Below are 24,170 nucleotides of genomic sequence, written 5' to 3' on the forward strand. Positions count from 1 at the left end.
AAATCCAACGGATACACTTATTCCTCTGAGATAACACCCTTGAGCATCCAACCCAGTACTTACTCCCCGGACATCGCCGTGCCGATCGACAAGCGTGTCTTCGGCGGCCGTGATCTGTGTTCCCTGTGGTTCTCCCTCGGCATCGGCCTGATGGTTCTGCAGACCGGCGCGCTGCTCGCACCAGGTCTGGGCCTGTCCGGCTCGTTGCTGGCGATTTTTCTTGGCACGCTGGTCGGCGTTCTGTTACTGGCCGCCGTCGGCGTAATCGGCAGCGACACCGGCCTGTCGTCGATGGCCGCGCTCAAACTCAGCTTGGGCCGTCATGGCGCGAGCCTTCCGGCGGTGTTGAACCTGCTGCAACTGATCGGTTGGGGCTCGTTCGAAATCATCGTGATGCGCGACGCTGCCAGCCTGCTCGGCGCCCGTGCCTTCAGCGAAGGCAGCCTGTGGTCGAGTCCTCTGCTGTGGACGCTGTTCTTCGGTGCATTGGCAACCCTGCTCGCTGTCAGCGGCCCATTGACCTTTGTGCGCAAAATCCTGCGCAAGTGGGGCATCTGGCTGCTGCTGGCCGCGTGCATCTGGCTGACCTGGAACCTGTTCGGCAAAGCCGATCTGGTAGCGTTGTGGGCGCAGGCCGGTGATGGTTCGATGCCGTTTGCCGTGGGCTTCGACATTGCGATCGCCATGCCGCTGTCGTGGTTGCCACTGATTGCCGACTACTCGCGGTTCGGCAAGCGTGCGAAGAATGTCTTCGGCGGCACGGCGCTGGGCTTTTTTATCGGTAACTTCTGGCTGATGAGCCTGGGCGTGGCCTACACCCTGGCGTTCGCGCCGAGCGGTGAAGTGAATGCCTTGCTGCTGGCGTTGGCCGGTGCAGGTTTGGGGATTCCGTTGCTGCTGATTCTGCTGGACGAGTCGGAAAATGCCTTTGCCGACATTCACTCGGCAGCGGTATCCAGCGGGATTCTGTTGCGCTTGAAAGTTGAGCATTTGGCCTTGGCGATCGGCGTGATCTGCACGCTGATAGCTTGCCTGGCGCCATTGGCCCAGTACCAGAACTTCCTGCTGTTGATCGGATCGGTGTTTGCGCCGCTGTTCGGCGTGGTGCTGGTGGATCACTTCATCCTGCGCAAGCGCAGCGCTCACGTAGCGTCAGCCGCATTGCGCTGGCCGGCGTTGCTCGCCTGGTTGGGCGGGGTGAGCACCTATCATTTGCTGGCCAATCTCTATCCGGACATCGGCGCAACCCTGCCGTCGCTGGTACTGGCAGGGCTGCTGCAATTGCTGCTCGGTCGAGCCTTCAGCTACGGCCGGGAAACAGCTCGGGCTTGAGAATACCGTTCAGGCGCGGGTAGGGGATCTTCAGTTCGACATGGCCCAATGCGTAAGGCGCGATGGTGCTCACTTCGTACTTGAGAATCACCCCGCCGTAGGTCAGCGCCACGTTCTGGGTTTTCACGAAGGGCCAGTTCTTCACGAACTCTGGTTCCTGATCGAGTTTGGTGCTGATCAGCCAGCTGTTGTGCGCCACTTGGGCCGCTTTCCAGAACGCCTCTTCCTGCCCCGGGATCAACATGTCCGAGAGGGTCAGCACTTTATGCTGTTGACGTGAATAGTTGATGAAACCACGGCCCGGCGTGCCATGGGCGCCACCGGTGTCCAGGTAGCTGGATAATTCAACAATCACCAAGCCGTCATGCTGCTCACGTACCTTGGCTTGCAGGTAGCTGCTGTAGCGCGGGCCGGCACTGCTCAAAAACTGCTCGCGATAGGCCGCCAGCGTCGGCGCTACGGGGGCTTCGGGTGAGGTGCGGGTCATTTGCAGCAGGCGTTTTTCGATGATGGCGTCAAGCGCAGGCTCATCCGGGAAACGCAGCGTATCGATGTTCACCAGCGGGCAGTCAGGGGTCGTGCAGCCTGGTTTCAACTGTTCCGATGCGTCGCGGGTAGTTTCCAGCGACGCCCGATAGTTGGGCTGGAACAAACTCTGGCAGGCGCCCAGGGTCAGGGCGATTGCGGCCACGGAGGCGATTTTAAAAAGCGACATGGGCGTCCTTCATAAAACAGGGAAAGGCGAAAAGTTACCCGCTTCGACTCTTAACGAAGCAGTCAGTTCGCCACTAAGCTAATTAGAGTTGGTTTCATCCTCACCGTCTATCCCGCTGACTGGAAAGGGGCTGCATCAAACATCGCGGGCGCGTTAGGATGGCGCGAAGTCGAGGTTGCAAGTAACGAGTTGCAAGTAAAAAAAGGAACCTCATAACGGATTTGCAGTAAAGAGGATTGTCATGACTGATTTTGCCAACGCCATTCCGACCGCCGTTGATATCGTTCGGCGCGAAAAGTGCTACGAGGGTTTCTATAAGCTCGACCGCGTGCACTTGCGCCACGAATTGTTCGCCGGTGGCATGAGTCGCGAGATCAATCGTGAACTGTTCGTGCGCCATGATGCGGTGTGCGTGCTGCCTTATGATCCGCAGCGCGATGAAGTGGTGCTGATCGAGCAGTTTCGCGTCGGCGCCATGGGCAAGACCGACAACCCGTGGTTGATCGAACTGGTCGCCGGTCTGATCGACAAGGATGAAGTACCGGAAGAAGTTGCTCACCGCGAAGCGCAGGAGGAAGCTGGGCTTGTATTCGGGGCGCTCTGGCCGATGACCAAATATTTTCCATCGCCGGGCGGCAGTAATGAATTCGTGCACTTGTACCTGGGGCGTTGCGAAACAACCGGGGTCGGCGGCCTGCATGGGCTGGAGGAAGAGGCAGAAGATATTCGCGTCACGGTCTGGGCCTTCGAAGATGCCCTGCAAGCCGTACGCGACGGACGTATTGCCAACGCGGCAAGCATCATCGCCTTGCAATGGCTGGCTTTGAATCGCGTTGAAGTGAGGGGGTTATGGTCGTAAACAAGCTGCGCGATCGCTATCGGATCGACCTCGTGGGGCTACAAGCCTCCTGCGAGGCTAACTACGCGCGCCTGATGCGACTGTTGCCGGATATGCGTAGCGAGCCGCAGGCGCGGCGCATTGCCGTGACTCACGGCGACCAGATGCTTGGCGTGCTGGCCCTGGAAGTATTGCAAGTCTGTCCGTACACCACGACGCTGCAAGTACGCCAGGAACACAGCCTGCCGTGGCTGCCGGTGCCGCAACTGGAAGTTCAGGTCTATCACGACGCCTGCATGGCCGAAGTGGTCAGCGCCGAACATGCAAGACGCTTCCGGGGCATCTATCCTTACCCGAACGCCGCGATGCATCAGCCGGACGAAAAGGCTCAGCTCAATCTGTTTCTGGGGGAATGGCTGAGTCATTGCCTGGCTTGCGGGCACGAGTACGCCGTTGTGCGCTAAGAGCCCTGTGTAGTTGTGAACTGCGTCCGGTTCACAGGTTTCCTCTTTTGATCGTCCCCCAGCATAATTGCGGCACTTACCCATCCCGTGATCACGCCCTGGGAGAACGCCTTGCCGAGCGTATCCACATTGACCACCGCCGATCCGGCGTTGCTGGTGCAACTCTCCGACAGCCATCTGTTTGCCGAGGCGGACGGAACGTTGCTGGGGATGAATACCCGCGACAGCCTGCAAAAAGTCATTGAGCTGGTAAAGCTTCAGCAGCCGCAGATCGACCTGATCATTGCCAGTGGCGATCTTTCCCAGGACGGGACGCTGGAGTCGTATCAGCTGTTTCGTGACCTGACCCGACAGATCGATGCGCCGGCACGCTGGATTCCCGGTAATCACGACGAACCGCAGATCATGGCCGAGGCCGCAGTGCAAAGCGCGCTGCTGGAACCGGTGGTGGACATCGGCAACTGGCGGGTTACGTTGCTCGATTCGGCGGTGCCGGGGTCGGTGCCGGGGTATTTGCAGGATGAGCAATTGCAGTTGCTGGCCCGCTCGTTGAGTGAGGCGCCGCAGCGGCATCATCTGGTGTGTTTCCACCATCATCCGGTGTCGATCGGGTGTGCGTGGATGGAGCCCATTGGGTTGCGCAATCCAGAAGCGTTGTTCGCGGTGCTGGATCGCTTTCCACAGGTGCGTGCAGTGTTGTGGGGGCATGTGCATCAGGAAATTGACCAGGAGCGCAACGGTGTTCGCCTGATTGCATCGCCCTCGACCTGTATTCAGTTCGAGCCGGGCAGTGATGATTTCAAGGTGAGCGAGCAGGCGCCGGGGTATCGGTGGTTGCGGCTGTTGCCGGATGGTCGGCTCGAAACAGGCGTGGAACGCGTCACCGGGTTCGATTTCCAGATTGATTACGGCTCCAATGGCTACTGAACACTCAGAAAGACCGCGGCGCGGCCATCGCGAGCAGGCTCGCGATGGCGTCCGCCAAGACAACCTGATTCCCACGCATATCCCCGATTCCCCCGACACCCTGTAAACTGCGCCTCTTTACCCGACGCACAGGGAGCTCAAATGTCTGGTTCGATCCTTTATATCCACGGTTTCAACAGCGCGCCGGCGTCGAAAAAGGCCTGCCAGTTGATCAATGTGATGGAACGGCTGGGCTTGATCGATCAATTGCGTGTGCCGGCCTTGCATCACCATCCTCGCGAGGCCATCGGTCAGCTGGAACAGGCGATTGCCGAGCTGGGGCGGCCACTGCTGGTCGGCAGCTCCCTCGGCGGCTACTATGCGACTCACTTGGCCGAGCGCCATGGCTTGAAAGCCCTGCTGATCAACCCTGCCGTCAGCCCGCACCGGATGTTCGACGGGTTCCTGGGGACGCAGAAAAATCTGTATACCGATGAGACTTGGGAATTGACCCACGACCATGTGACGGCCCTGGCCGAGCTGGAAGTGCCGGCGCCCAAGGATCCGCAGCGGTTTCAAGTATGGTTGCAGACTGGCGATGAAACGCTGGATTATCGCCTCGCCCAGCAGTATTACCGCGCCTGTGCCTTGCGCATCCAGGCGGGCGGCGACCATAGTTTCCAGGGTTTTGCCGAGCGATTGCCGGCAATGCTGAGTTTCGCCGGCATCGGCGCAGATTTGTATCAGGCGATTGATTTCACTGCACTGTGATTTGTCGCCTCTTTTTCACAGAACACTTTTTACAGGCGGACGACGAGACCCCATGGCCACTCCCAGCGCTAGCTCTTATAACGCAGACGCCATCGAAGTCCTCTCGGGCCTCGACCCGGTGCGCAAACGCCCCGGCATGTACACCGACACCAGTCGGCCGAACCACCTTGCCCAGGAAGTCATCGACAACAGCGTCGACGAAGCCTTGGCCGGGCATGCGACATCGGTGCAGGTCATCCTGCACGCCGATCACTCTCTGGAAGTCAGCGATGACGGCCGAGGCATGCCAGTGGACATTCACCCGGAAGAGGGTGTGTCGGGTGTCGAGCTGATCCTCACCAAGCTTCATGCGGGCGGCAAGTTTTCCAACAAGAACTACCAGTTCTCCGGCGGTTTGCACGGGGTGGGTATTTCCGTGGTCAACGCCTTGTCGACCGAAGTCCGGGTGCGTGTAAAACGTGACGGCAACGAATACCAGATGACTTTCGCTGACGGTTACAAAAAGACCGAGCTGGAAGTGGTCGGCACCGTCGGCAAGCGCAACACCGGCACCAGCGTGTTCTTCGCGCCGGACCCGAAGTACTTCGATTCACCGAAATTCTCCATCAGCCGCCTCAAGCACGTGCTCAAGGCCAAGGCCGTTCTGTGCCCGGGGCTGCTGGTCAGTTTTGAAGACAAGGCCACCGGCGAGAAAGTCGAATGGCATTACGAAGACGGCCTGCGCTCCTACCTGGTGGACGCGGTCAGCGAATTCGAACGCCTGCCGGACGAACCGTTCTGCGGCAGCCTGGCCGGTAATAAAGAAGCGGTCGATTGGGCGTTGCTGTGGTTGCCCGAGGGCGGCGACAGCGTTCAGGAAAGCTACGTCAACCTGATCCCGACGGCCCAGGGCGGTACACACGTCAACGGTCTGCGTCAGGGCTTGCTCGATGCGATGCGCGAGTTCTGCGAGTTCCGCAGCTTGTTGCCGCGTGGCGTGAAGCTGGCGCCGGAAGACGTCTGGGAACGCATTGCGTTCGTCCTGTCGATGAAGATGCAGGAACCGCAATTCTCCGGTCAGACCAAGGAACGCCTGTCATCCCGTGAAGCGGCCGCTTTCGTTTCCGGTGTGGTCAAGGACGCTTTCAGCCTGTGGCTCAACGCCCACCCGGAAACCGGCATGCTGCTGGCGGAACTGGCGATCAACAACGCCGGCCGACGCCTGAAGGCCAGCAAGAAGGTTGAGCGTAAGCGCATTACCCAAGGTCCGGCGTTGCCGGGCAAACTCGCCGACTGCGCCGGGCAGGACCCGATGCGTTCCGAGCTGTTCCTGGTGGAAGGTGATTCCGCTGGCGGTTCGGCCAAGCAGGCGCGGGACAAAGAGTTTCAGGCGATCCTGCCGTTGCGCGGCAAAATTCTGAACACCTGGGAAGTCGACGGCAGCGAAGTGCTGGCCAGTCAGGAAGTGCACAACATCGCCGTGGCCATCGGTGTCGATCCGGGCTCGGCGGACATCGCCCAACTGCGTTACGGCAAGATCTGCATCCTCGCCGACGCCGACTCCGACGGTCTGCACATCGCCACATTGCTGTGCGCCTTGTTCGTCCAGCATTTCCGCCCGCTGGTGGATGCCGGTCACGTCTACGTCGCCATGCCGCCGCTGTACCGTATCGACCTGGGCAAAGAAATTTACTATGCCCTGGACGAGGCCGAGCGCGATGGCATTCTCGATCGTCTGGTAGCCGAGAAGAAACGCGGCAAACCACAGGTCACCCGATTCAAAGGTCTGGGTGAAATGAACCCGCCGCAGTTGCGCGAAACCACCATGGACCCGAACACACGGCGTCTGGTGCAGTTGACGCTGGAAGATTTCGACGCGACCTCGGAAATGATGGACATGCTGCTGGCGAAAAAACGCGCCGGCGATCGCAAGTCCTGGCTGGAGTCCAAGGGCAACCTGGCCGAGGTTCTGGGCTGATGCGATTTGGCTGGGCCCTGGCGTGTGCGTTGCTGCTGACCTCGGTAACGGTTTCGGCGGAGCCTGCACCCGAGCTGCGCCTGTTATCCGAGCATGCCGTCGATGGCATGCGCGGCGGCAATCTGTCGGGGCTGGCCCAGTGCGGCAAGGAGCTGTGGACCGTTTCGGATCGTGACGATGATCAAATCTATCGCCTCGACACACGCAACACTACCTGGCAAGCCGAAACCGTGCGCATCGACGTACCCCTGGTGCCCGACAGCGGCTTGCCCTGGGGCTTGCGTTCGCGGACCTGGGCGGCGTCGTTCGTGCGGGGTGGGAACCTGGATTTCGAAGGCATCACCTGTGACAGCGCCGGCAATCGTTACATCGTCAGCGAAGCACACGCCGCGGTGCTGCAAGTTCCGCCAATCGGGCCTGCGTCCTGGCTGAAAATCTCGCCGATGCTGGTACGCGAAGCACGGGCCAGCGGTATGTTGCTGCACTTCAATGCATTGTTTGAAGGGCTGGCGATCAATCCTGCCGGTGACACGCTGTGGCTGGCCGCCGAACGGGAGCGCCGCGGTTTGTTGCTGATCAAGCGCCAGCAAACGGTCTGGGACTGCAAGGGTGGTTGTGTGCTGCTGAGTGAAGCAGGGGTGGAGATGCAACCAGCGCAATTTCCCAAGGCCCGTGCACGCTCCCGGGATTTTGCCGATCTGTCATTCTTCGACGGCAAGCTGTTTACCCTTGAGCGCAATGTCTTTCAGATTTGCCGTCGCGATGCGGTGACGGCCAAGGTCGAGCGCTGCTGGTCGTTTGCCGCCGAGGCCTTGCAGGAAAACCGTCGTTATTCACAGCCCTTTGGGCTGACGGAAGCGTTGATCGTGGACGCCGACGGTGCCTGGATCGGTATCGACAACAATAATGGTGCGCGCGTCGACGGCGAGAAACGCCCGATTGTCTGGCGCTTTGCCGCGCCTGAAGGTGGCTGGAGTGCCAAGCCATGAGTCAACAACCGCCGGGCAAACGCGCCGGTCGGGTGTTGATGGTGTTGGCTTGGTGCGCCGCGCTGTTTCTGGCAACGCGGTTTTTCGGCCAGTGGGAGGCGCGTCAGCAAAATCCCAATACTGCCGTCAGCTCCGAGCAGGGCGAAGGTTTTATCGAAGTGAAGCTGATCAGCAACAGCCAGGGGCATTTTATCGCCACTGGCCAGATCAACGGCCAGCCGGTGGAGTTCATGCTCGATACCGGTGCGACAGATGTGGCGATCCCGGCCGAAGTGGCCGAGCGGCTGAAACTGGAAAAAGGCTTTGGGGTGACCCTGAGCACGGCCAATGGCTTGAGCCAGGGCTATCGAACCCGCCTCGACCGGCTGCAATTGGGCGACATCGTGCTGCGTGACGTTCGCGCGCTGGTGGCGCCCGGTTTGCACGGCAATCAGGTGCTGCTCGGTATGAGCGCATTGAACAAACTTGAATTTACCCAGCGCGGTGGCACCATGCTGCTGCGCCAGACAACGAACTGATGAGGCCCGCATGAGCGACTCCCTTGATCTCAGCCTGGACGGTGTAGAACGCCGGTCATTGGCTGACTTCACCGAAAATGCCTACCTCAACTACTCCATGTACGTGATCATGGACCGTGCCTTGCCGCATATCGGCGACGGCCTGAAACCGGTACAGCGGCGCATCATCTATGCGATGAGCGAGTTGGGGCTGGACGCCGATTCCAAGCACAAGAAATCGGCGCGTACCGTCGGTGACGTGCTCGGTAAGTTCCACCCGCACGGCGACTCGGCGTGCTACGAAGCCATGGTCCTGATGGCCCAGCCGTTCAGCTACCGCTACACGCTGGTCGACGGTCAGGGTAACTGGGGTGCGCCGGACGATCCGAAGTCCTTCGCCGCCATGCGTTACACCGAAGCGCGGCTGTCGCGTTATTCCGAAGTGCTGCTCAGCGAACTGGGCCAGGGCACCGCGGACTGGGGCCCGAACTTCGACGGCACGCTGGAAGAGCCTTTGGTGTTGCCGGCCCGTTTGCCGAACATTCTGCTCAACGGCACCACCGGTATCGCCGTGGGCATGGCCACCGACGTACCGCCGCATAACCTGCGCGAAGTCGCGACCGCTTGCGTGCGCTTGCTGGACGAGCCGAAAGCCACGGTCGAACAGCTCTGCGAACACATCCAGGGCCCGGATTACCCGACCGAAGCGGAAATCATCACGCCGCGCGCCGACCTGCTGAAAATCTACGAAACCGGCAAGGGCTCGGTGCGCATGCGCGCCGTGTACCACATCGAAGATGGCGACATCATCGTCACCGCGCTGCCGCATCAGGTTTCGGGCGCCAAGGTGCTGGAACAGATAGCGGCCATGATGCAGGCCAAACCGTCGAAAGCCCCGCAGATCGCTGACCTGCGCGACGAGTCTGACCACGAAAACCCATGCCGCATCGTGATCATTCCCGGTGCGCGCAAAAACTTCGATCACGATGCACTGATGCAGCACCTGTTCGCCAGCACCGAGCTGGAGTCGAGCTACCGGGTCAACATCAACATCATCGGTCTGGATGGCAAGCCGCAGTTGAAAAACCTGCGGGCCTTGCTGGTCGAGTGGCTGGAGTTCCGGGTGCAGACCGTGCGTCGTCGTCTGCAATTCCGCCTGGACAAGGTTGAGCGTCGTCTGCACCTGTTGGACGGTTTGTTGATCGCTTACCTCAATCTGGATGAAGTGATTCATATCATCCGCACCGAGGAACACCCGAAAGCCGCACTGATCGAGCGTTTCGCCCTGAGCGAAATCCAGGCCGATTACATCCTCGACACCCGTTTGCGTCAGTTGGCGCGACTGGAAGAAATGAAGCTGCGTGCCGAGCAGGATGAACTGCTCAAGGAACAAGCCAAGCTGCAAGCCCTGCTGGGCAGCGAAGCCAAGCTGAAAAAGCTGGTGCGCACCGAGCTGATCAAGGACGCCGAAACGTATGGCGACGACCGTCGCTCGCCAATCGTCGAGCGTGCAGAAGCCAAGGCCTTGACCGAGCACGATCTGCTGCCGAACGAGAAAGTGACCGTAGTTCTGTCGGAAAAAGGCTGGGTTCGCTCTGCCAAGGGGCACGAAATCGACGCCACCGGGCTTTCCTACAAGGCCGGGGATGGTTTCAAGGCCTTAGCGCCCGGTCGCTCCAACCAGTTTGCAGTGTTTATCGACTCCACCGGCCGCAGTTATTCAGTCGCGGCCCACACCTTGCCCTCGGCCCGTGGCCAGGGCGAACCGCTGACCGGCCGTCTGACGCCGCCGCCAGGGGCGAGTTTTGAATGCGTGCTGATGCCTGAAGACGATTCGCTGTACGTGATCGCCTCCGACGCCGGTTACGGTTTCGTGGTCAAGGGGGAAGACCTGCAAGCCAAGAACAAGGCGGGCAAGGCCCTGTTGAGTTTGCCGAACAACGCTAAAGTGATTCTGCCGCGCCCGGTAGCTGATCGTGAGCACAACTGGCTGGCCTCGGTGACCACCGAAGGTCGGCTGCTGATTTTCAAAATCAGCGATCTGCCACAATTAGGTAAAGGTAAAGGGAATAAGATCATCGGGATTTCCGGTGAACGTGTTGCCAGTCGCGAAGAATATGTCACGGACATTGCCGTTTTGCCGGAGGGTGCCACGTTGGTGCTACAGGCTGGAAAACGTACCTTGTCGCTGAAGGCGGATGACCTCGAACACTACAAAGGTGAGCGTGGGCGTCGCGGTAACAAACTGCCACGTGGCTTTCAGAGGGTTGATGCGCTGTTCGTCGAAAACCTCAATTAAGCGTCCTAGAGCGCTCGATCTACGATTTAACGCGTAGATCGACGCTTTGCCGCTGGAGTCGGAACGCATATTCACGGATGATATGGCCTTTCAAGCGCCGGCGTGGCCGAGCGTTCTTCATATTTTTTGAGTATTTTCACTGTGGTTAGCCTTGTGGCAGCCACCTGGATGGGACGATGACTGCTCTGCGCCTTCCTTTTATTTTGATGCTCGCTGGCGTACTTGGCCTGGCGGGTTGCAGCGTTCACCAACCGGTGTCGTTGTATCAGCTGGACAGCGGAAGTCCGGCTCAGCCTGCGCAAAGCGCTGGCATGGCGGTATTGCTGGGCCCGGTAACGGTTGCCGACTACCTGCAACGCGAAACCTTGTTGCAGCGTCAGCCCGATGGCAGCCTGCAAGCTTCGGTTGATGGTCGTTGGGCGGGTAGCCTGTCGTCCGACATCGATCAGTTGTTGCTGCGTCAGGTTGCCGGTCATCTGGACAGCCAGCGCGTTGTCCTGGCACCGGCGACATTAGGCTTCACGCCGGATGTTCAGGTTCTGCTGACGATCACGCGTCTGGACTCGGGTGCGTCGCAACCGGCAATCCTTGATGCGCAATGGCGCCTGATCGACCGTCGTGGTCAGGTGCGCGATAACCGCATCATTCATCTGCAGGAGCAGCACTCTGGCGGGACTGCCGCTCAGGTTCAGGCTCAGGGTGTGTTGCTGCAGCGTCTGGCCGAGCAGCTGTCCACGGCGCTCAAGCCGCTGGCCAACCAGCCGCCGATCGCCGAAGCGCCACGCAAGCAGGCTGCCAAGCCTGTGGCACCGGCAGCAGAGCCAGAGAAGCAACCGAAAATCCCGATGGCTTCGCCAATTCGCACGGATATGGAAGTTTTCAGGTTCTAAGCCTGGATTGATCCAAAGCAAAGCCCGCCATTGATGCGGGCTTTGTTGTTTCTGCGGAATGAAGTCTTCAGTGCTTCTGATGGCCTCTTCGCGAGCAAGCCCGCTCCCACAGTGGATCTTCAGTGAGCACACCGTTTGTGGACAGCCGAGATGAATGTGGGAGCGGGCTTGCTCGCGAAGAGGTCGGGACAGGCAACAAAAAGCCCGCAGACGATCACTCGTCTGCGGGCTTCTTTACCGCGGGGGCTAGCGTTTACGCGCGGCGTTCGTGCATCCGCGCCAGTTGTCGTTCCAGCATCGACGGATAGGGCTCCATCAAGCGCTCTACGCAGCATGCACCTTCAGGGCTTGCGATCGGGCGGATCCGCGCACGCTGGCGAATCAGCGCGTCGTCGCTGATCTTGCGCTCCACCAGCAGCAGGTTGCGGCTGTGTTGCGACAGGGCCAGTGCATCCTGAGCGGTTTCAGTCAGCAGCAGATCAATCTGGCTCAAGCCGAACAGTTCGTCACCCAGCGTCAGACCCAGTTGCAGTTGCAGGGTGATGCCGCTGTCGGCGACTTCGATCTGCAACTGATGACCCAAGGCGCGCAGTAACTCACCGCAGCAGATGGCGTTGGTCAGGTAGTCGTCGCCACTGTCTTCGTTGTGGAACAGCATCAGCGTGCTGCCATCGTTCAGGGTGTGCAGCTCGCTCTGGTAAAGCGACGCGGCCTGATCGAGGCAATCGCGGTAGCGTTTTAGCAGCTCTTCCAGACGTGCGCGGGGCAGGCGGCGCAATTGATCTTGCGCACCCAGTTGCACGGCCAGTACCGCGCTGTGCTGCGGCAGGTTCGATACCTTCGGCTTTACGACTGGTTTCGGCGCGCTGTCTGCCGAATCATCACGCAGATCGGCAAACGGATCTTCGTCGTCCTCATCGTCTTCGACGGTGCTGACAGTGCGCCGCGGCGCAGGCTTGAGGCCGGCGACAGGCTTGGTTTCGTCGAAACTCGGATCGCGCAGGTTACGCACTTCGAAGCTCGGCTCGTTATCGTCGGCCTCTTCGTAATCGCTGTCGTCGTATTCAGGCTCCGGCGCGGGTTCCGGCTCGGCCGGCTCCGGTGCGAAATTGGCGTGCAGCTGACGGGCGAGGTCGCCGACCTCATCCTGGCGCTCGGTGGCCGGGGTGTATTCGTCGATATTGCGCAGCCACACCCGCAATTGCATCAGCGGTGTGGAGATATTGCGTCCCAGGCGCAGGCTCAAGGCCAGGGACAGCGCCAGCAGAATCGCACTCAGAATGCCCATGCTTTGCAGGCTGATGGTCATCGGCTGCTGGAACTGATCCATGTCCAGGCTAATGCGCAGTTGCCCGGCGGTCACGTCCTGAAAGGTGATCTTGCTCTGGTACATGCCCTCGGCTTCGCCCAAGAGGCTATGCTTGGGGCGCTGACCGGCTTCGGCGAGGATGCGGTTATCCACGCTATAAATGGCGGCGTGGGCCACCAGTTTGTTCTTGGTCAGGTTGTTGAGCAGCACGTTCAGGCTGAGGATGTCATTGGACACCAACAGTTCCGTGGCCGAGGTCGCGGTCTGGGTGGTCAGGCTTTCGCCCAGGGCATCCGCCTGCTCGTGCATGGCCTGCTTGAACTGCAAACCCATCACGCAGGCATAGATCACCAGGGCCAGAGCGACCAGGATCACGTTATGGCTGGCAATGCGCAATGCGATCGGTACACGGCGATGACGCAGTGCCCGGAAGATCAGCAGAAAGAAGTTATCGGTTTTTACTGGCGTGGGCCGGTTCACTTGAGCTCGGCTCTTTGTCCGTGAAGTTGACGCGCAGTATAGCGACAGGCCCTAGGCCGTCAAAGCGCTCGCGGTGCCCGATGGTCACTGAAAATGGGTAGAATGCGGTTTTTTTCCACCTGCGGGGGTGCGCCTTGCGCGAAATCGTCCTGATAAACATCACGGGAGTCGACCGTCCGGGTCTGACTGCGGCCATTACCGGCGTTCTGGCCCAGGGTGGTGTGAACATTCTCGACATCGGTCAGGCGGTGATCCACGACACCCTGTCGTTTGGCATCCTGGTTGAAATTCCCGATACCGAACAAGGTAACTCGGTGCTCAAGGACATCCTGTTCAAAGGCTATGAGCTTGAGCAACAGGTGCGTTTCACGCCGGTGTCCGAAGAGGATTACCAGCTGTGGGTCGGCAATCAGGGCAAGAAACGCCACATCGTCACCCTGCTGACCCGCAAAGTGACCGCCGAGCAATTGCAGCGCGTGAGCTCGATCACCGCCAAATATGGCCTGAACATTGATCATATCGATCGCCTGTCCGGGCGCATGCCGCTGGACACCCCTGCCGATAAGGGCAAGGGCTGCATCGAGTTTTCTGTGCGCGGCGAGGCGGCGGATCCGCAAGCGCTGCGGGCCGAATTCCTCAGCGTCGCTCAAGAATTGAACGTCGACATCGCCTTCCAGGAAGATTCGCTGTTCCGCCGTAACCGCCGTTTGGCGGTGTTCGACATGGACTCGACACTGATCGAGGCCGAAGTCATCGACGAACTGGCCAAGGCTGCTGGTGTAGGCGACCAGGTTTCTGCGATTACCGAGCGGGCGATGGCCGGCGAGCTGGACTTCCGCGCCAGCTTCAAGGAACGTTTGGCCTTGCTGCAAGGTCTGGACGTCAGCGTACTGGATTCCATCGGCGCCTCGCTGCGCTTGACCGAAGGCGCCGAAACCCTGTTCGCCGAACTCAAGCGTCTGGGCTACAAGACGGCGATTCTGTCGGGCGGCTTCACCTACTTCGCCAAGCAACTGCAGGCCAAGCTGGGCATCGACTACGTGTTCGCCAACGAACTGGCTGTGGTCGATGGCAAAGTTACTGGCGTGGCGGTCGAGCCGATTGTCGATGCGCAACGCAAGGCGGACCTGCTGCGTGAGCTGGCGCATAAGGAAGGCTTGCGTCTGGAGCAGACGATTGCCGTCGGTGACGGTGCCAACGACCTGCCGATGCTGGCGATTGCCGGGCTGGGTGTGGCGTTCCGTGCCAAGCCGTTGGTCAAGCAATCGGCGAAGCAGGCGATTTCCACCCTTGGGCTGGATGGCGTGCTGTATCTGCTGGGCTTCCGGGATCGCGACGGGCAGCTCTGAGTTTCAGGTTGTCTGGGCGGGCCTCTTCGCGAGCAAGCCCGCTCCCACATTGATCGTGTGATCGACATAGATCCAATGTGGGAGCGGGCTTGCTCGCGAAGGGCGCGCCGCGGTTTTACAGACTTACGCTCAAAGCGACTTCCACAACGAATCAAATTCTTCCGCTACCCCGACCACGCCGCTCCCCGCGGCGTTTTCGTTTCTGGCTGTCTCAAGTGAACGGTAGGCAAACTGATTGAAGCTGTTGGTGCTCGCCACCCGGCGCTCCAGCCCCGCCCGGCGTTCCTCGCCGTTGGTATTGATTAGCACCTTATTGCCTTCCTGGAACGGCAGGCGCGGCGTGAGCAGGGTAGCCGGCAGGTCAATGGCGCTAATGGCAGGCAGCAACAGCCCGCGCAAGTACTGACTGTGCTCGTCGCCGGAGCGCATCAGCTGCAGGCCGCAGGGTTCGGCACAAGGCGCGACTTGCTCGATACCCATCTGCGTGCCGCCGCCCCGAACCTGGCGGATCCAGCGCACCACTGCAATGCTCCAGCCTTGACCGGCAGCATCCTCGATACCGACCATTTCGCCGGCCTGTAGCTCGGCGGGCACCGCGCCGGGCCAGGCCAGGCAATAGCCGCCAGGGCTGTGATTGATCACCGGCAGCACATAGGTCGGGAAATGCTGCTGGCGGTCGGCCGCCTCGTGGCTGTCATCGTTCTGAAGGTGTGGGTACTCGATCTCTTCGTAGGGCAGCAGCGTGTCTGCCGTGCCATGAGGGGCGGCGTCGAAGGCGTGGCGCCATTGGTCTTTGGCGCGACCTGTCGGGTCGGTCGCCGAGAACTGCGCGGGGCGGGCGCCGGGTTTTTTCAGGATGTCGTTGAACGAGCGTTGCCCGCCGAGATAAAAGTGCAGCGCGCTCATGCCTACGCATAGAGTCAATGTGCCGTGGCCGACGGTGCGCTGGAAACTGCGCTCGGCGGCCTGACCCCAGGCGGCATGCAGGTGTTGCAGCGTATCCAGATTCAGCCCCGCCGGAACGTGCAACGACGATGCCTTGTCGGCCGACTGTTGCAGATGGGTTTCGATGGCCGCGACCAGGGGTTGCGGGTTGATCCCCAGCAAACTCTCCTGTTGTTCGGCGAGGAATTTGGAGCGGTAACGCGGCCCGGTGTCGAGATCCGGGGCGATGGCAAACAGCCCGTTGTCCGGTTTGGCCGGTTGCAGCTTGATCCACTGGCTCCAGGGTTCGAGCACCTCGGCGAGCCGGGCGATCTGGTTCTGGCGCAGTTGATTGCAGCGTGAAGCACCCAGCAGGAGGGCGACGACGTAGGTTTGCTCGATGCTCAGGCTTTGCGTCTGACTGGCCAGTTCATCACGCATGCTCAAATTTTGCAGCTGGAACTGACAGCCAATCCGGTACAGCTGATGTAACTCGAGCCACAGATTTTCGGGCACCGGGCAATAGAGTTCAGTGGCGCGAATCAACGCGCCGTTCAGGCAATGGATTGCCCGCTGCAAAGCCTGGGTCAGCAGCGGCGCGCGGTCCTTACTGAAGCGCGGCGTGATGCGGATGACGATTTGCTTATAGCCGATCGCCAAGTGGCTCTGCAGCGCCTGGCAGAGGTTGGCGATTTTTCGCGAGCGCTCGTCGAGCACAATCGCCTGATGCAGGAAATGCCGCTCCAGGTGCTTGCAGACGTAATACACCTCGGGCCGCAGGAGTTCGAGCAATTGCAGGCGATTGTCGCTGGGTGTGAGCAGTTGGTTGAGTTCGCTCAAGCCTTGATACAACTGGCGAGCGGTTTCGCCGATGTTGGCTTTGGGCAGGTTGGCGATCCAGCGCTTGAGATCGCGAGGCGTGGCTTCGCAGAAAGACAGACGCGACTGCGTCGGGATCGGTGCGCGTAGCTGCAGGACAGGATTGGTCTCATTCATGCCGTAGACAAACTCCGACCGGGAAATGGGCAGTGAATGACTTGACTGTAGCAGCTATGAACGCTGGAGGGGATGTCGCGATATTTACGTCATGCTTGCCTTCGGCAGCTCCAGGGGGATGCGCCGCCCAAAAGAAATTCGGGCGGCGGGTCCGGGCTCAGGCGGTTGGCAAGCCGATGCCCTGGCCCATCTGCACTGGCGAAAGGGCGCCCAGTCCTTCAGCCCATTTCACTTGATCCGGCCCGAACAGCACGACAGCCGTGGAGCCGAGTTTGAAACGACCCAGTTCCGCGCCTTTTTCCAGATGGATCGGCGCACGGGCGGCTTCGTCGTAACGGAAGGTTTTCAGCTCGCGTTTTGGCGGTGTGATCAACCCGGCCCAGACAGTTTCGATCGACGCCACAATCATCGCGCCCACCAGCACCACGGCCATCGGCCCGCGCTCGGTATCGAAAATGCACGCCACACGCTCGTTGCGCGCGAACAGTTCCGGTACGTTTTCAGCGGTGGTCTGGTTGACCGAGAAGATGCGGCCGGGGATGTAGACCATCTCGCGCAGCGTGCCGGCCAGCGGCATGTGCACGCGGTGGTAATCCTTGGGCGACAGGTAAATGGTGGCGAAATCACCGCCCATGAATGGCGCTGCGTTGGCCGCGTCACCACCGAGCAGTTCCAGCACGCTGAAGCTGTGGCCCTTGGCCTGGAAAACGCGACCGTGTTCGATCGGGCCGAGCTGGCTGACGGCACCGTCGGCCGGGCTGAGGATCGCGCCTGGGGTTTGGTCCAGCGGGCGAGCGCCGTCTTTCAAGGCGCGAGTGAAGAACGCATTGAAGTGCTCGTAAGCCGTCAGGTCTTCGACCAGCGCCTGGGACATGTCCACTTGATAACGCTTGGCGAACCAGGCGGTTAAGGCGTTCTTGAACCAGCGCACGCGGCATTCGGCAATGCAGCCGGCCAGTCGCGAGAGCAAGTGGTGGGGCAGCAGGTATTGGCTGAGGATAAACAAACGCTTATTCATTAACTGTCCTTAAAAAACCTTAAATCTCTACGGGCGTGTCGGGATGGTTGCCCCATTCGCCCCAGGAGCCGGCGTAGCCTTTGACTCGCGGATAACCGAGCGACTTGGCGACTAGATACGTGAAGCCAGAACGATGGTGAGTCTGGCAGTGGGTAATGACTTCTTTGTCTTTGGTAATACCGAGTTGTTCCAGGATTTTCGGCATGTCGGTGCGGATGCGCAGGTTGCGCGCCTGATCCATGCCGGCGGTCCATTCGAAGTTGACCGCGCCGGGAATGTGCCCGCCCTTGGCTGCCAGCACTTTCTCGCCGGAGTATTCCAGCGGCCCGCGTGCGTCCCAGATCGCCAGGTCGGCGGCACCGAGGCGGCTTTGCAGGTATTCGCGGGTGGCGATGGGGTCATCGTGCAGGGTCAGGGCGACCGGGCCGCCGACCGCTGGCGGGATCTGGATCGACATGGGCAAGCCTTCTGCCAGCCAAGCCTTCAGGCCGCCGTCGATATAGTGATACTTGCTGTGACCGATGACATCCAGCAGCCAGATAAAGCGTCCGGCCCAACCGCCGCCTTCGTCGTCATAGACGACGTAGACCGCATTGGGGTTGTGGCCCAGTTCGCCGAACAATGCTTCAAGCGCGGCATGGGTCGGCAGCAGGCCTGGCGCAGGCGCCTGACCCAATTGAGTACGCTTTGGATCGACAAAGCGTGCCCCGGGGATATGCCCTGCGGCATAGCGGGCGCTGCTGGTCAGGTCCACCAGAATCAGTTCGCGGGAGTCGAGACGCGGGAGCAGGTCGCTCGGCTCGATCACCAGCGCCAAGCCAGAGAAGTCAGACATGTGAGGTCTCCAGAGCACAAAGGGGAGGATTGTAGCGCAGCGTCATGAGGGCCTGTTATCAGTTATTTCGGCACAGGAAATAACTGAAAACAGGCCCGGTGGTGGTCCTAGCGCTGGCTAAAGCTGTGCAGGGCCTTTTCGATGCACTGCGCGGTTTTGCCGAATGCTTGCACGGTGATTTCCGAGAACGGCCCGCCGCCCTGATCCGCCACCACGATCATGATCACTCGACCGTTGTTGACCAAGGAGCGCAGCAGCAGGTGTTCGCCACCGAACTGCGAACGCAGGCTGGCCGGCAACAGGGCTGAGAATTGGGCATTGTTGGCCGGCGTCAGGCGCACCTGGGCCTGTTGCGCGAGCAGGCGTTGCAGCACGGTACTCTGGCTGACCACCAGGTTCAGGCCGGCCACTTCTTTGGGCAGCCCGGCAATCTGGTGCACGCGCAGATTAGCGTGCGTGCGGTCGGCCATCAGGATCATCACCCTCCGCATGCCACACGCCACCAGGGCGTCTCGGGCCGATGTGGTCAAGTGCATGGCATTGGTAAAACGGCTCGGCTCCACCAGCAGTTCGGCGCATTGTTTACGCCACTTCGCCAGGTCTTCGGCGGTGGGCGCCGGGGCCGGCAGCAAACCGGCGTGAACGCGGTTCATGCCCGACGGCCAGATCAGCGCTTCGGCCGGGTGCCAGAGGTCCGGCATGGCGTGTTGGCGGGCACTGTTGGCGGCCTGTTGGTGCAATTGTTGTTGCACCTCATCCATCGGCATTTGCAGGTAAAGGCTGGTCAGGTATTGCCAGCGTTCACAGTGGGGACTGTCCCAGGCCTGTTGTGCCGACAACGCCAGACCATTGGCCAGCAGCACGGTATTGGCGGGCTGATTGAGCCAACGCCGTAGCGTCGGGTCGTCATCGAGACGGTTCTGTTGGCGTAGCGGGTGATCGCTGTCACGCGCGATGCGCAGGACTTTCACCAGCTCGCGTTGTTCGCTGCGCAGCAGTCGATAACCCTGCTGCACCCAGATTGGCAAATGCCAGACATCCACCAGCGCCAGACAGATTTCCAGCAAGCGCACGCCGAATAATTGCTTTTCTACTTTGCGCGCCGACTCACCTTTATGGATGACCCGCAGTTCCCATTCTTCAAGCAACTGCGGATGGGTCAACGCCATGGGCCACAGTGGCGAAAGAAACAGCAGGCTGCCCCAGTGGATGTCCTGCCACAACCGCGCCAGGCGACCGGCAAAAAAACCGTTGGCCTGTTGAGTGGCGTGCTGGCTGATCAGCTGAAGCTGGCGCAGGGCGACGGGGATCTCCGATTGGGGTTCGGCGGGCAAGCGCTCGAGCAATTCTTCGGTGCGTTTCAAGCCGAGGCGATTAATTGCCACTTCAAGATTTTCAGCGGGTTCGCTCATGCTGCCATGAGTGTGGCGATTGGCTTCGCGAATCACACTCAAGGCCAGGGCCGGGCTGTCCTGCATCATTTCGGCAATGTCGCGCAGCGAGCTGCGGCTATCGCGGATGGCTTTGCAGACTTGGTCGTGACTGGCTTGCGGAACCGGCAGGCGCACACCATCGAGAAGCTTGACCCAGCCTTCGAGCGTGGTCGGTTTTGGCATTGGGACGTTCGTTTCGTTAGCCATGGCTGGACGCGATCATTGTCTGCACTACCTGTGCCCGGAGCGGGCTAATTTAGCTTTTCGATTGAACTGGCTATAGTCTGGCGCAGTTTTGCCGATAAGGAGAAGAAGAGATTTTTTAACTTCCGAATATGACCTTGAACCCGACTCAGTAAGTGCTCTCCTACCTATGGCTAAAATTATCGGCATCATTGTCGTATTCGCGAGCGTGCTCGGCGGATACGTGCTTTCCCACGGCAAGATTGCCGCCCTCATCCAGCCTTTCGAGGTGATGATTATCGGTGGCGCGGCCCTTGGTGCATTCCTGCAGGCCAACCCCGGTCATATGACGATGCACGTGCTCAAGAAGTCCTTGGGCATGTTCAGTTCGCGTTTCAACCACACCTTCTACCTGGAAGTGCTGGGGCTGATTTACGAGATTCTTAACAAGAGCCGCCGAGAAGGCATGATGGCGATCGAAGGCGACATCGAAGATGCCGCTGCGAGCCCGATCTTCGCCAAGTATCCGGCAGTCCTGAAAGATGACCGCATGACTGCGTACATCTGCGATTACCTGCGCATCATGTCCTCCGGCAACATGGCTCCCCATGAACTCGAAGGCTTGTTCGACATGGAACTGACCAGCCTCAAGGAAGACCTGGACCACCCTTCCCACGCAGTCAACGGCATCGCCGATGCCATGCCGGGTTTCGGTATCGTTGCGGCGGTATTGGGTATCGTGGTGACCATGGCTTCCCTGGGTGAAAGCGACCAGAAAATGATTGGCTTGCACGTAGGTGCCGCACTGGTAGGTACCTTCTTCGGTATTCTCGCCGCCTACGGTTTCTTTGGTCCGCTGGCCCATGCGCTGGCCCACGATGCCAAGGAAGAACTGAACGTCTACGAAGCCATCAAGGCCTCGCTGGTGGCTTCGGCTTCCGGCATGCCGCCATCGCTGGCGGTGGAATTCGGTCGCAAGGTTCTGTACCCGGCGCACCGTCCTAGCTTCGCTGAGCTGGAACAAGCGGTTCGCGGTCGCTAAGTCATGGAAAATAACCAGCCGATAATCATCAAGCGCGTCAAAAAGTACGCGGGCGGGCATCACGGGGGCTCCTGGAAAATCGCCTTCGCGGACTTTGCAACGGCGATGATGGCGTTCTTCCTGGTGTTGTGGCTGTTGTCCACGGCAACACCGGAACAGAAGATCGCCATTGCCGGTTACTTCAAGGACCCGGTCGGTTTTTCCGAAAGCGGCACGCCATACATCATCGATCTGGGCGGCTCGCCGACCCTGGCGCCGGAGAACACCCTCAACCCCGAGGTGCAATCCCAGCCTCAGCCGGACAAGGTAACGATCGACTCCGAACAGGTCGAAGGCATGGCCGAGCAGGTCGAGAAGGAACGCTTGGAATTGCTGCTGCAAGAGCTGCAGAACAAGGTCGAAGAAAATCCGCAGCTGCAGAAGTTCAAGGACCAGATTCTCTTCGAGATCACTCAGGACGGTCTGCGCATCCAGATCGTGGACGCCGAAAACCGCCCGATGTTCGACTCCGGTAGTGCGCGTCTGAAGCCGTATTTCGAAGACATCCTGCTGGCCATGGCCGACACCATCAAGGCGGTGCCGAACAAGATCAGCATCAGCGGCCACACCGATGCCAAGCCATACTCGGGCACCGGCGACTTCGGCAACTGGGAGCTCTCGGCCAACCGCGCCAACGCGGCTCGCCGTGCATTGATCGCCGGCAGTTATCCGGACTCTCAAGTAGCGCGGGTCGTGGGCTACGCCTCGTCGGCGCTGTTCGACCGGGAGAGCCCGTTCAACCCGGTCAACCGCCGTATCGACATCGTCGTGCTGACCAAGAAAGCCCAGCGTGCCATCGAAGGCTCGCAAGGTGCGGAACCTGCGCCAGTGCCGACGCAAGGGCAGGGTGGTCCGGGCGAAGTGCCCGCACCACCGGTTGATCCGAATGCCTTGCCGGCGGATAAGGAACCGCTGCCGGCTCATGAGCTTCGGGAGCGGTTGAATCTGTTTGATGCTCCTGCGCCGAAACCGGGTGAGCCGCCCAAGCAGTGATCCACAAAAAAGCCGACAGTGATGTCGGCTTTTTTGTCTCTGTTATCTCGTCCGGAATAAGGTTTACGCCTGTTTCAGGACTAGACACGCGGGGTGCTGCTGATCATTTTCGTAGCGTCACGAAAATGATCCAGGCTACTTAATAGCTGCTTTCCGGCAAACTGGCGATGATCGACCGATAGCTGTTCATCCGTTGCTGCTGCACGCGGCCTTCTTCAAGAGCCTTGAGCAGGGCGCAACCCGGCTCGCGGTCGTGCTTGCAATCGCGGAAACGGCAGGTGCCGATCAGGTCGTTGAATTCGATGAAGCCGGCTTCGACGTCGGCACGGCTGACGTGGCCCAAGCCGAATTCCCGGATACCCGGGGAGTCGATCAACTCACCGCCACCGGGGAAGTGGAACAACCGCGCGGTGGTGGTGGTGTGGGTGCCTTGGCCCGACAGCTCGGACAGCGGGCCGACGCGGGTGTCGACTTCCGGCAGCAGGCTGTTGACCAGCGACGACTTGCCGACACCGGATTGGCCGACGAATACGCTGATGTGCCCGTCCAGCTGCTTCTGCAACTGCTCCATGCCATTGCCGTGGTGGGCCGACACTTCCAGCACCGGGTAACCCAGCGTGCGGTAAACCGCCAGCAAGGCATTCAGCGCCGGGGCGTTCTGCTCGTCGATCAAGTCGAATTTGTTGAGCAACAGCAGCGGGCGGATGCCGGCGTGTTCAGCGGCGACCAGGTAACGGTCGATCAGGTTGGCGTGAGGCTCGGGCAGCGGGGCGAAGACGATAACGATCAAGTCGACGTTAGCCGCCACCGGCTTGAGCTGGCCACGGCTGTCGGGACGGCAGAGCTCGGTCTTGCGCGGCAGTTGCGCCACGATTACGCCGATGCCCTGGTTGCCGGCACGCCACACAACCTGATCGCCGGTCACCAGCGCTGGCAGGTTGGCGCGCAAATGGCAGCGGAACACCTGGCCGGCCAATTCACCATCGAGGGCCTCGACTTCGACCTGCACACCGAAGTGCGCGATCACCAGGCCCGTCTGTTCCGGGCCCAGGTCGCCGCCTTCGAGTGCCTCGACAGCCGAGGACTCGCGTTTGGCGGCGCGGGCAGCGCGCTCGCCCTGAATCTTTTCGATGCGCCAGTTTTGACGACGATTGAGTTGGCGTTTGGCCATGGGTGTTCCGTATCGAGAATGCAGCGATTAGGTAAAACGGCCGCGAGTTTAGCACGCCCGGCGGCCTCCCTAGGCTAAACTGCGCACCTACGCCGAGGAGCCGACTCATGCAAAACCCGCTGAACCTGATCTGGATCGACCTGGAAATGACCGGTCTGAACCCTGATACCGACGTCATCATCGAGATGGCCACTATCGTCACCGACAGTAATTTGAACACCTTGGCCGAAGGTCCGGTGATCGCCATCCATCACAGCGACGAGATCCTCGCCGGCATGGACGAGTGGAATACCCGTCAGCACGGCGGCTCCGGGCTGACCCAACGGGTTCGCGACAGCCGTATCAGCATGGCCGAAGCAGAAGCCGAAACCATCGCCTTCCTGGAAAAATGGGTGCCGAAGGGCAAGTCGCCGATCTGTGGCAATAGCATCTGCCAGGACCGTCGCTTCCTTTATACCCACATGAAATCCCTGGAAAGCTACTTCCACTACCGCAATCTTGACGTGTCGACCCTTAAAGAGCTGGCCGCGCGCTGGGCACCGGACGTACGCGACAGCTTCAAAAAGGGCAGCACCCACCTGGCCCTGGACGACATCCGCGAATCGATCGCCGAGCTGCAGCACTACCGCAAGAATTTCATCAAGTTCTGATTGGGTGGTCGCGGGCCATTGTGGCGAGGGGGCTTGTCGGAACGCCGCACCGCCCCGTTCGGCTGCGCAGCAGTCGCAAACCGGTCGGTC

At 60.3% G+C, this 24,170-nt stretch carries 21 protein-coding genes; 14 read left to right on the top strand and 7 right to left on the bottom strand.

Annotation, left to right across the window (positions count from 1 at the left end; genetic code table 11):
* Positions 1-39 precede the first annotated feature (39 nt).
* The gene (gene cytX, locus AB7M29_RS05820; RefSeq protein WP_217855523.1) at positions 40-1,332 is read left to right on the top strand and encodes a putative hydroxymethylpyrimidine transporter CytX; all 1,293 of its coding nucleotides are present in this window, start codon (positions 40-42) and stop codon (positions 1,330-1,332) included.
* Here the strand turns inward: cytX and AB7M29_RS05825 are convergent.
* The gene (locus tag AB7M29_RS05825; RefSeq protein ID WP_454246506.1) at positions 1,301-2,047 is read right to left on the bottom strand and encodes an RsiV family protein; all 747 of its coding nucleotides are present in this window, start codon (positions 2,045-2,047) and stop codon (positions 1,301-1,303) included. The two genes, cytX and AB7M29_RS05825, sit on opposite strands and share 32 nt — an antisense overlap.
* A 241-nt stretch (positions 2,048-2,288) precedes the next feature.
* On the opposite strand from AB7M29_RS05825, the gene AB7M29_RS05830 reads away from it, so the two are divergent.
* The 9 genes from AB7M29_RS05830 (at position 2,289) to AB7M29_RS05870 (ending at position 11,658) form a co-directional block, all read left to right on the top strand.
* Positions 2,289-2,906, top strand: a complete 618-nt coding sequence (locus AB7M29_RS05830) for an NUDIX domain-containing protein (RefSeq protein WP_038978686.1) — start codon at positions 2,289-2,291, stop codon at positions 2,904-2,906.
* On the top strand, positions 2,897-3,349 hold the full coding sequence (locus tag AB7M29_RS05835; RefSeq protein WP_007902592.1) for a DUF1249 domain-containing protein: 453 nt from the start codon (positions 2,897-2,899) through the stop codon (positions 3,347-3,349). The genes AB7M29_RS05830 and AB7M29_RS05835 overlap by 10 nt, the downstream gene beginning before the upstream one ends.
* Before the next feature lie 111 nt (positions 3,350-3,460).
* Positions 3,461-4,276 carry a 3',5'-cyclic-AMP phosphodiesterase gene (gene cpdA, locus AB7M29_RS05840; RefSeq protein WP_454246507.1) on the top strand — a complete coding sequence of 272 codons (816 nt, stop codon included), beginning with the start codon at positions 3,461-3,463 and terminating at the stop codon, positions 4,274-4,276.
* A 141-nt stretch (positions 4,277-4,417) separates the two neighbouring features.
* Complete coding sequence (locus AB7M29_RS05845; RefSeq protein ID WP_217855529.1) at positions 4,418-5,026, top strand: YqiA/YcfP family alpha/beta fold hydrolase; 609 nt, start codon at positions 4,418-4,420, stop codon at positions 5,024-5,026.
* A 52-nt stretch (positions 5,027-5,078) separates the two neighbouring features.
* Positions 5,079-6,983, top strand: coding sequence for a DNA topoisomerase IV subunit B (parE, locus tag AB7M29_RS05850; protein ID WP_454246508.1), 1,905 nt, complete (start codon positions 5,079-5,081; stop codon positions 6,981-6,983).
* Positions 6,983-7,972, top strand: a complete 990-nt coding sequence (locus tag AB7M29_RS05855; protein WP_217855531.1) for an esterase-like activity of phytase family protein — start codon at positions 6,983-6,985, stop codon at positions 7,970-7,972. Before parE ends, AB7M29_RS05855 begins: the two co-directional genes overlap by 1 nt.
* Positions 7,969-8,490 carry a retropepsin-like aspartic protease family protein gene (locus tag AB7M29_RS05860; protein WP_454246509.1) on the top strand — a complete coding sequence of 174 codons (522 nt, stop codon included), beginning with the start codon at positions 7,969-7,971 and terminating at the stop codon, positions 8,488-8,490. Before AB7M29_RS05855 ends, AB7M29_RS05860 begins: the two co-directional genes overlap by 4 nt.
* Before the next feature lie 10 nt (positions 8,491-8,500).
* A complete protein-coding gene (gene parC / locus AB7M29_RS05865; RefSeq protein WP_008074670.1) occupies positions 8,501-10,768 on the top strand; it encodes a DNA topoisomerase IV subunit A in 2,268 nt (755 codons plus the stop codon).
* Between the two features lie 176 nt (positions 10,769-10,944).
* Positions 10,945-11,658: a PqiC family protein gene (locus AB7M29_RS05870; RefSeq protein ID WP_454246510.1), complete on the top strand. Its 714-nt coding sequence runs from the start codon at positions 10,945-10,947 to the stop codon at positions 11,656-11,658.
* Between the two features lie 253 nt (positions 11,659-11,911).
* Here the strand turns inward: AB7M29_RS05870 and AB7M29_RS05875 are convergent, their stop codons facing one another.
* Positions 11,912-13,447, bottom strand: coding sequence for an AhpA/YtjB family protein (locus tag AB7M29_RS05875; protein WP_052965970.1), 1,536 nt, complete (start codon positions 13,445-13,447; stop codon positions 11,912-11,914).
* A 134-nt stretch (positions 13,448-13,581) separates the two neighbouring features.
* On the opposite strand from AB7M29_RS05875, the gene serB reads away from it, so the two are divergent.
* Positions 13,582-14,796: a phosphoserine phosphatase SerB gene (serB, locus tag AB7M29_RS05880; protein ID WP_052965968.1), complete on the top strand. Its 1,215-nt coding sequence runs from the start codon at positions 13,582-13,584 to the stop codon at positions 14,794-14,796.
* A 129-nt stretch (positions 14,797-14,925) separates the two neighbouring features.
* Here serB and AB7M29_RS05885 read toward each other — a convergent pair whose 3' ends face one another.
* The 4 genes from AB7M29_RS05885 to AB7M29_RS05900 all read right to left on the bottom strand — a co-directional run bounded on the left by AB7M29_RS05885 (position 14,926) and on the right by AB7M29_RS05900 (position 20,209).
* Positions 14,926-16,716: a molecular chaperone gene (locus AB7M29_RS05885; RefSeq protein WP_454246511.1), complete on the bottom strand. Its 1,791-nt coding sequence runs from the start codon at positions 16,714-16,716 to the stop codon at positions 14,926-14,928.
* Between the two features lie 157 nt (positions 16,717-16,873).
* The gene (gene asd, locus AB7M29_RS05890) at positions 16,874-17,734 is read right to left on the bottom strand and encodes an archaetidylserine decarboxylase (protein ID WP_217855547.1); all 861 of its coding nucleotides are present in this window, start codon (positions 17,732-17,734) and stop codon (positions 16,874-16,876) included.
* A gap of 19 nt (positions 17,735-17,753) precedes the next feature.
* Positions 17,754-18,569 (bottom strand): rhodanese-like domain-containing protein, encoded by an 816-nt coding sequence (locus AB7M29_RS05895; RefSeq protein ID WP_217855549.1) that lies wholly within the window; start codon positions 18,567-18,569, stop codon positions 17,754-17,756.
* Positions 18,570-18,676: 107 nt separating this feature from the next.
* Positions 18,677-20,209, bottom strand: a complete 1,533-nt coding sequence (locus tag AB7M29_RS05900) for an HDOD domain-containing protein (RefSeq protein WP_454246512.1) — start codon at positions 20,207-20,209, stop codon at positions 18,677-18,679.
* 166 nt (positions 20,210-20,375) lie between these two features.
* On the opposite strand from AB7M29_RS05900, the gene motA reads away from it, so the two are divergent.
* Both motA and motB read left to right on the top strand, forming a co-directional pair.
* Entirely contained in the window at positions 20,376-21,227 is an 852-nt protein-coding gene (gene motA / locus AB7M29_RS05905; RefSeq protein WP_052965961.1) for a flagellar motor stator protein MotA, read from the top strand.
* Positions 21,228-21,230: 3 nt separating this feature from the next.
* Complete coding sequence (gene motB, locus AB7M29_RS05910; RefSeq protein ID WP_217855553.1) at positions 21,231-22,259, top strand: flagellar motor protein MotB; 1,029 nt, start codon at positions 21,231-21,233, stop codon at positions 22,257-22,259.
* 139 nt (positions 22,260-22,398) lie between these two features.
* On the opposite strand, the gene rsgA is transcribed toward motB, so the two are convergent.
* Positions 22,399-23,430 (bottom strand): small ribosomal subunit biogenesis GTPase RsgA, encoded by a 1,032-nt coding sequence (gene rsgA, locus AB7M29_RS05915; RefSeq protein WP_007902636.1) that lies wholly within the window; start codon positions 23,428-23,430, stop codon positions 22,399-22,401.
* A gap of 107 nt (positions 23,431-23,537) precedes the next feature.
* On the opposite strand from rsgA, the gene orn reads away from it, so the two are divergent.
* Positions 23,538-24,080, top strand: a complete 543-nt coding sequence (gene orn / locus AB7M29_RS05920) for an oligoribonuclease (RefSeq protein WP_008068863.1) — start codon at positions 23,538-23,540, stop codon at positions 24,078-24,080.
* Positions 24,081-24,170: the final 90 nt, after the last annotated feature.

Source organism: Pseudomonas sp. F-14 TE3623 (assembly GCF_053629015.1).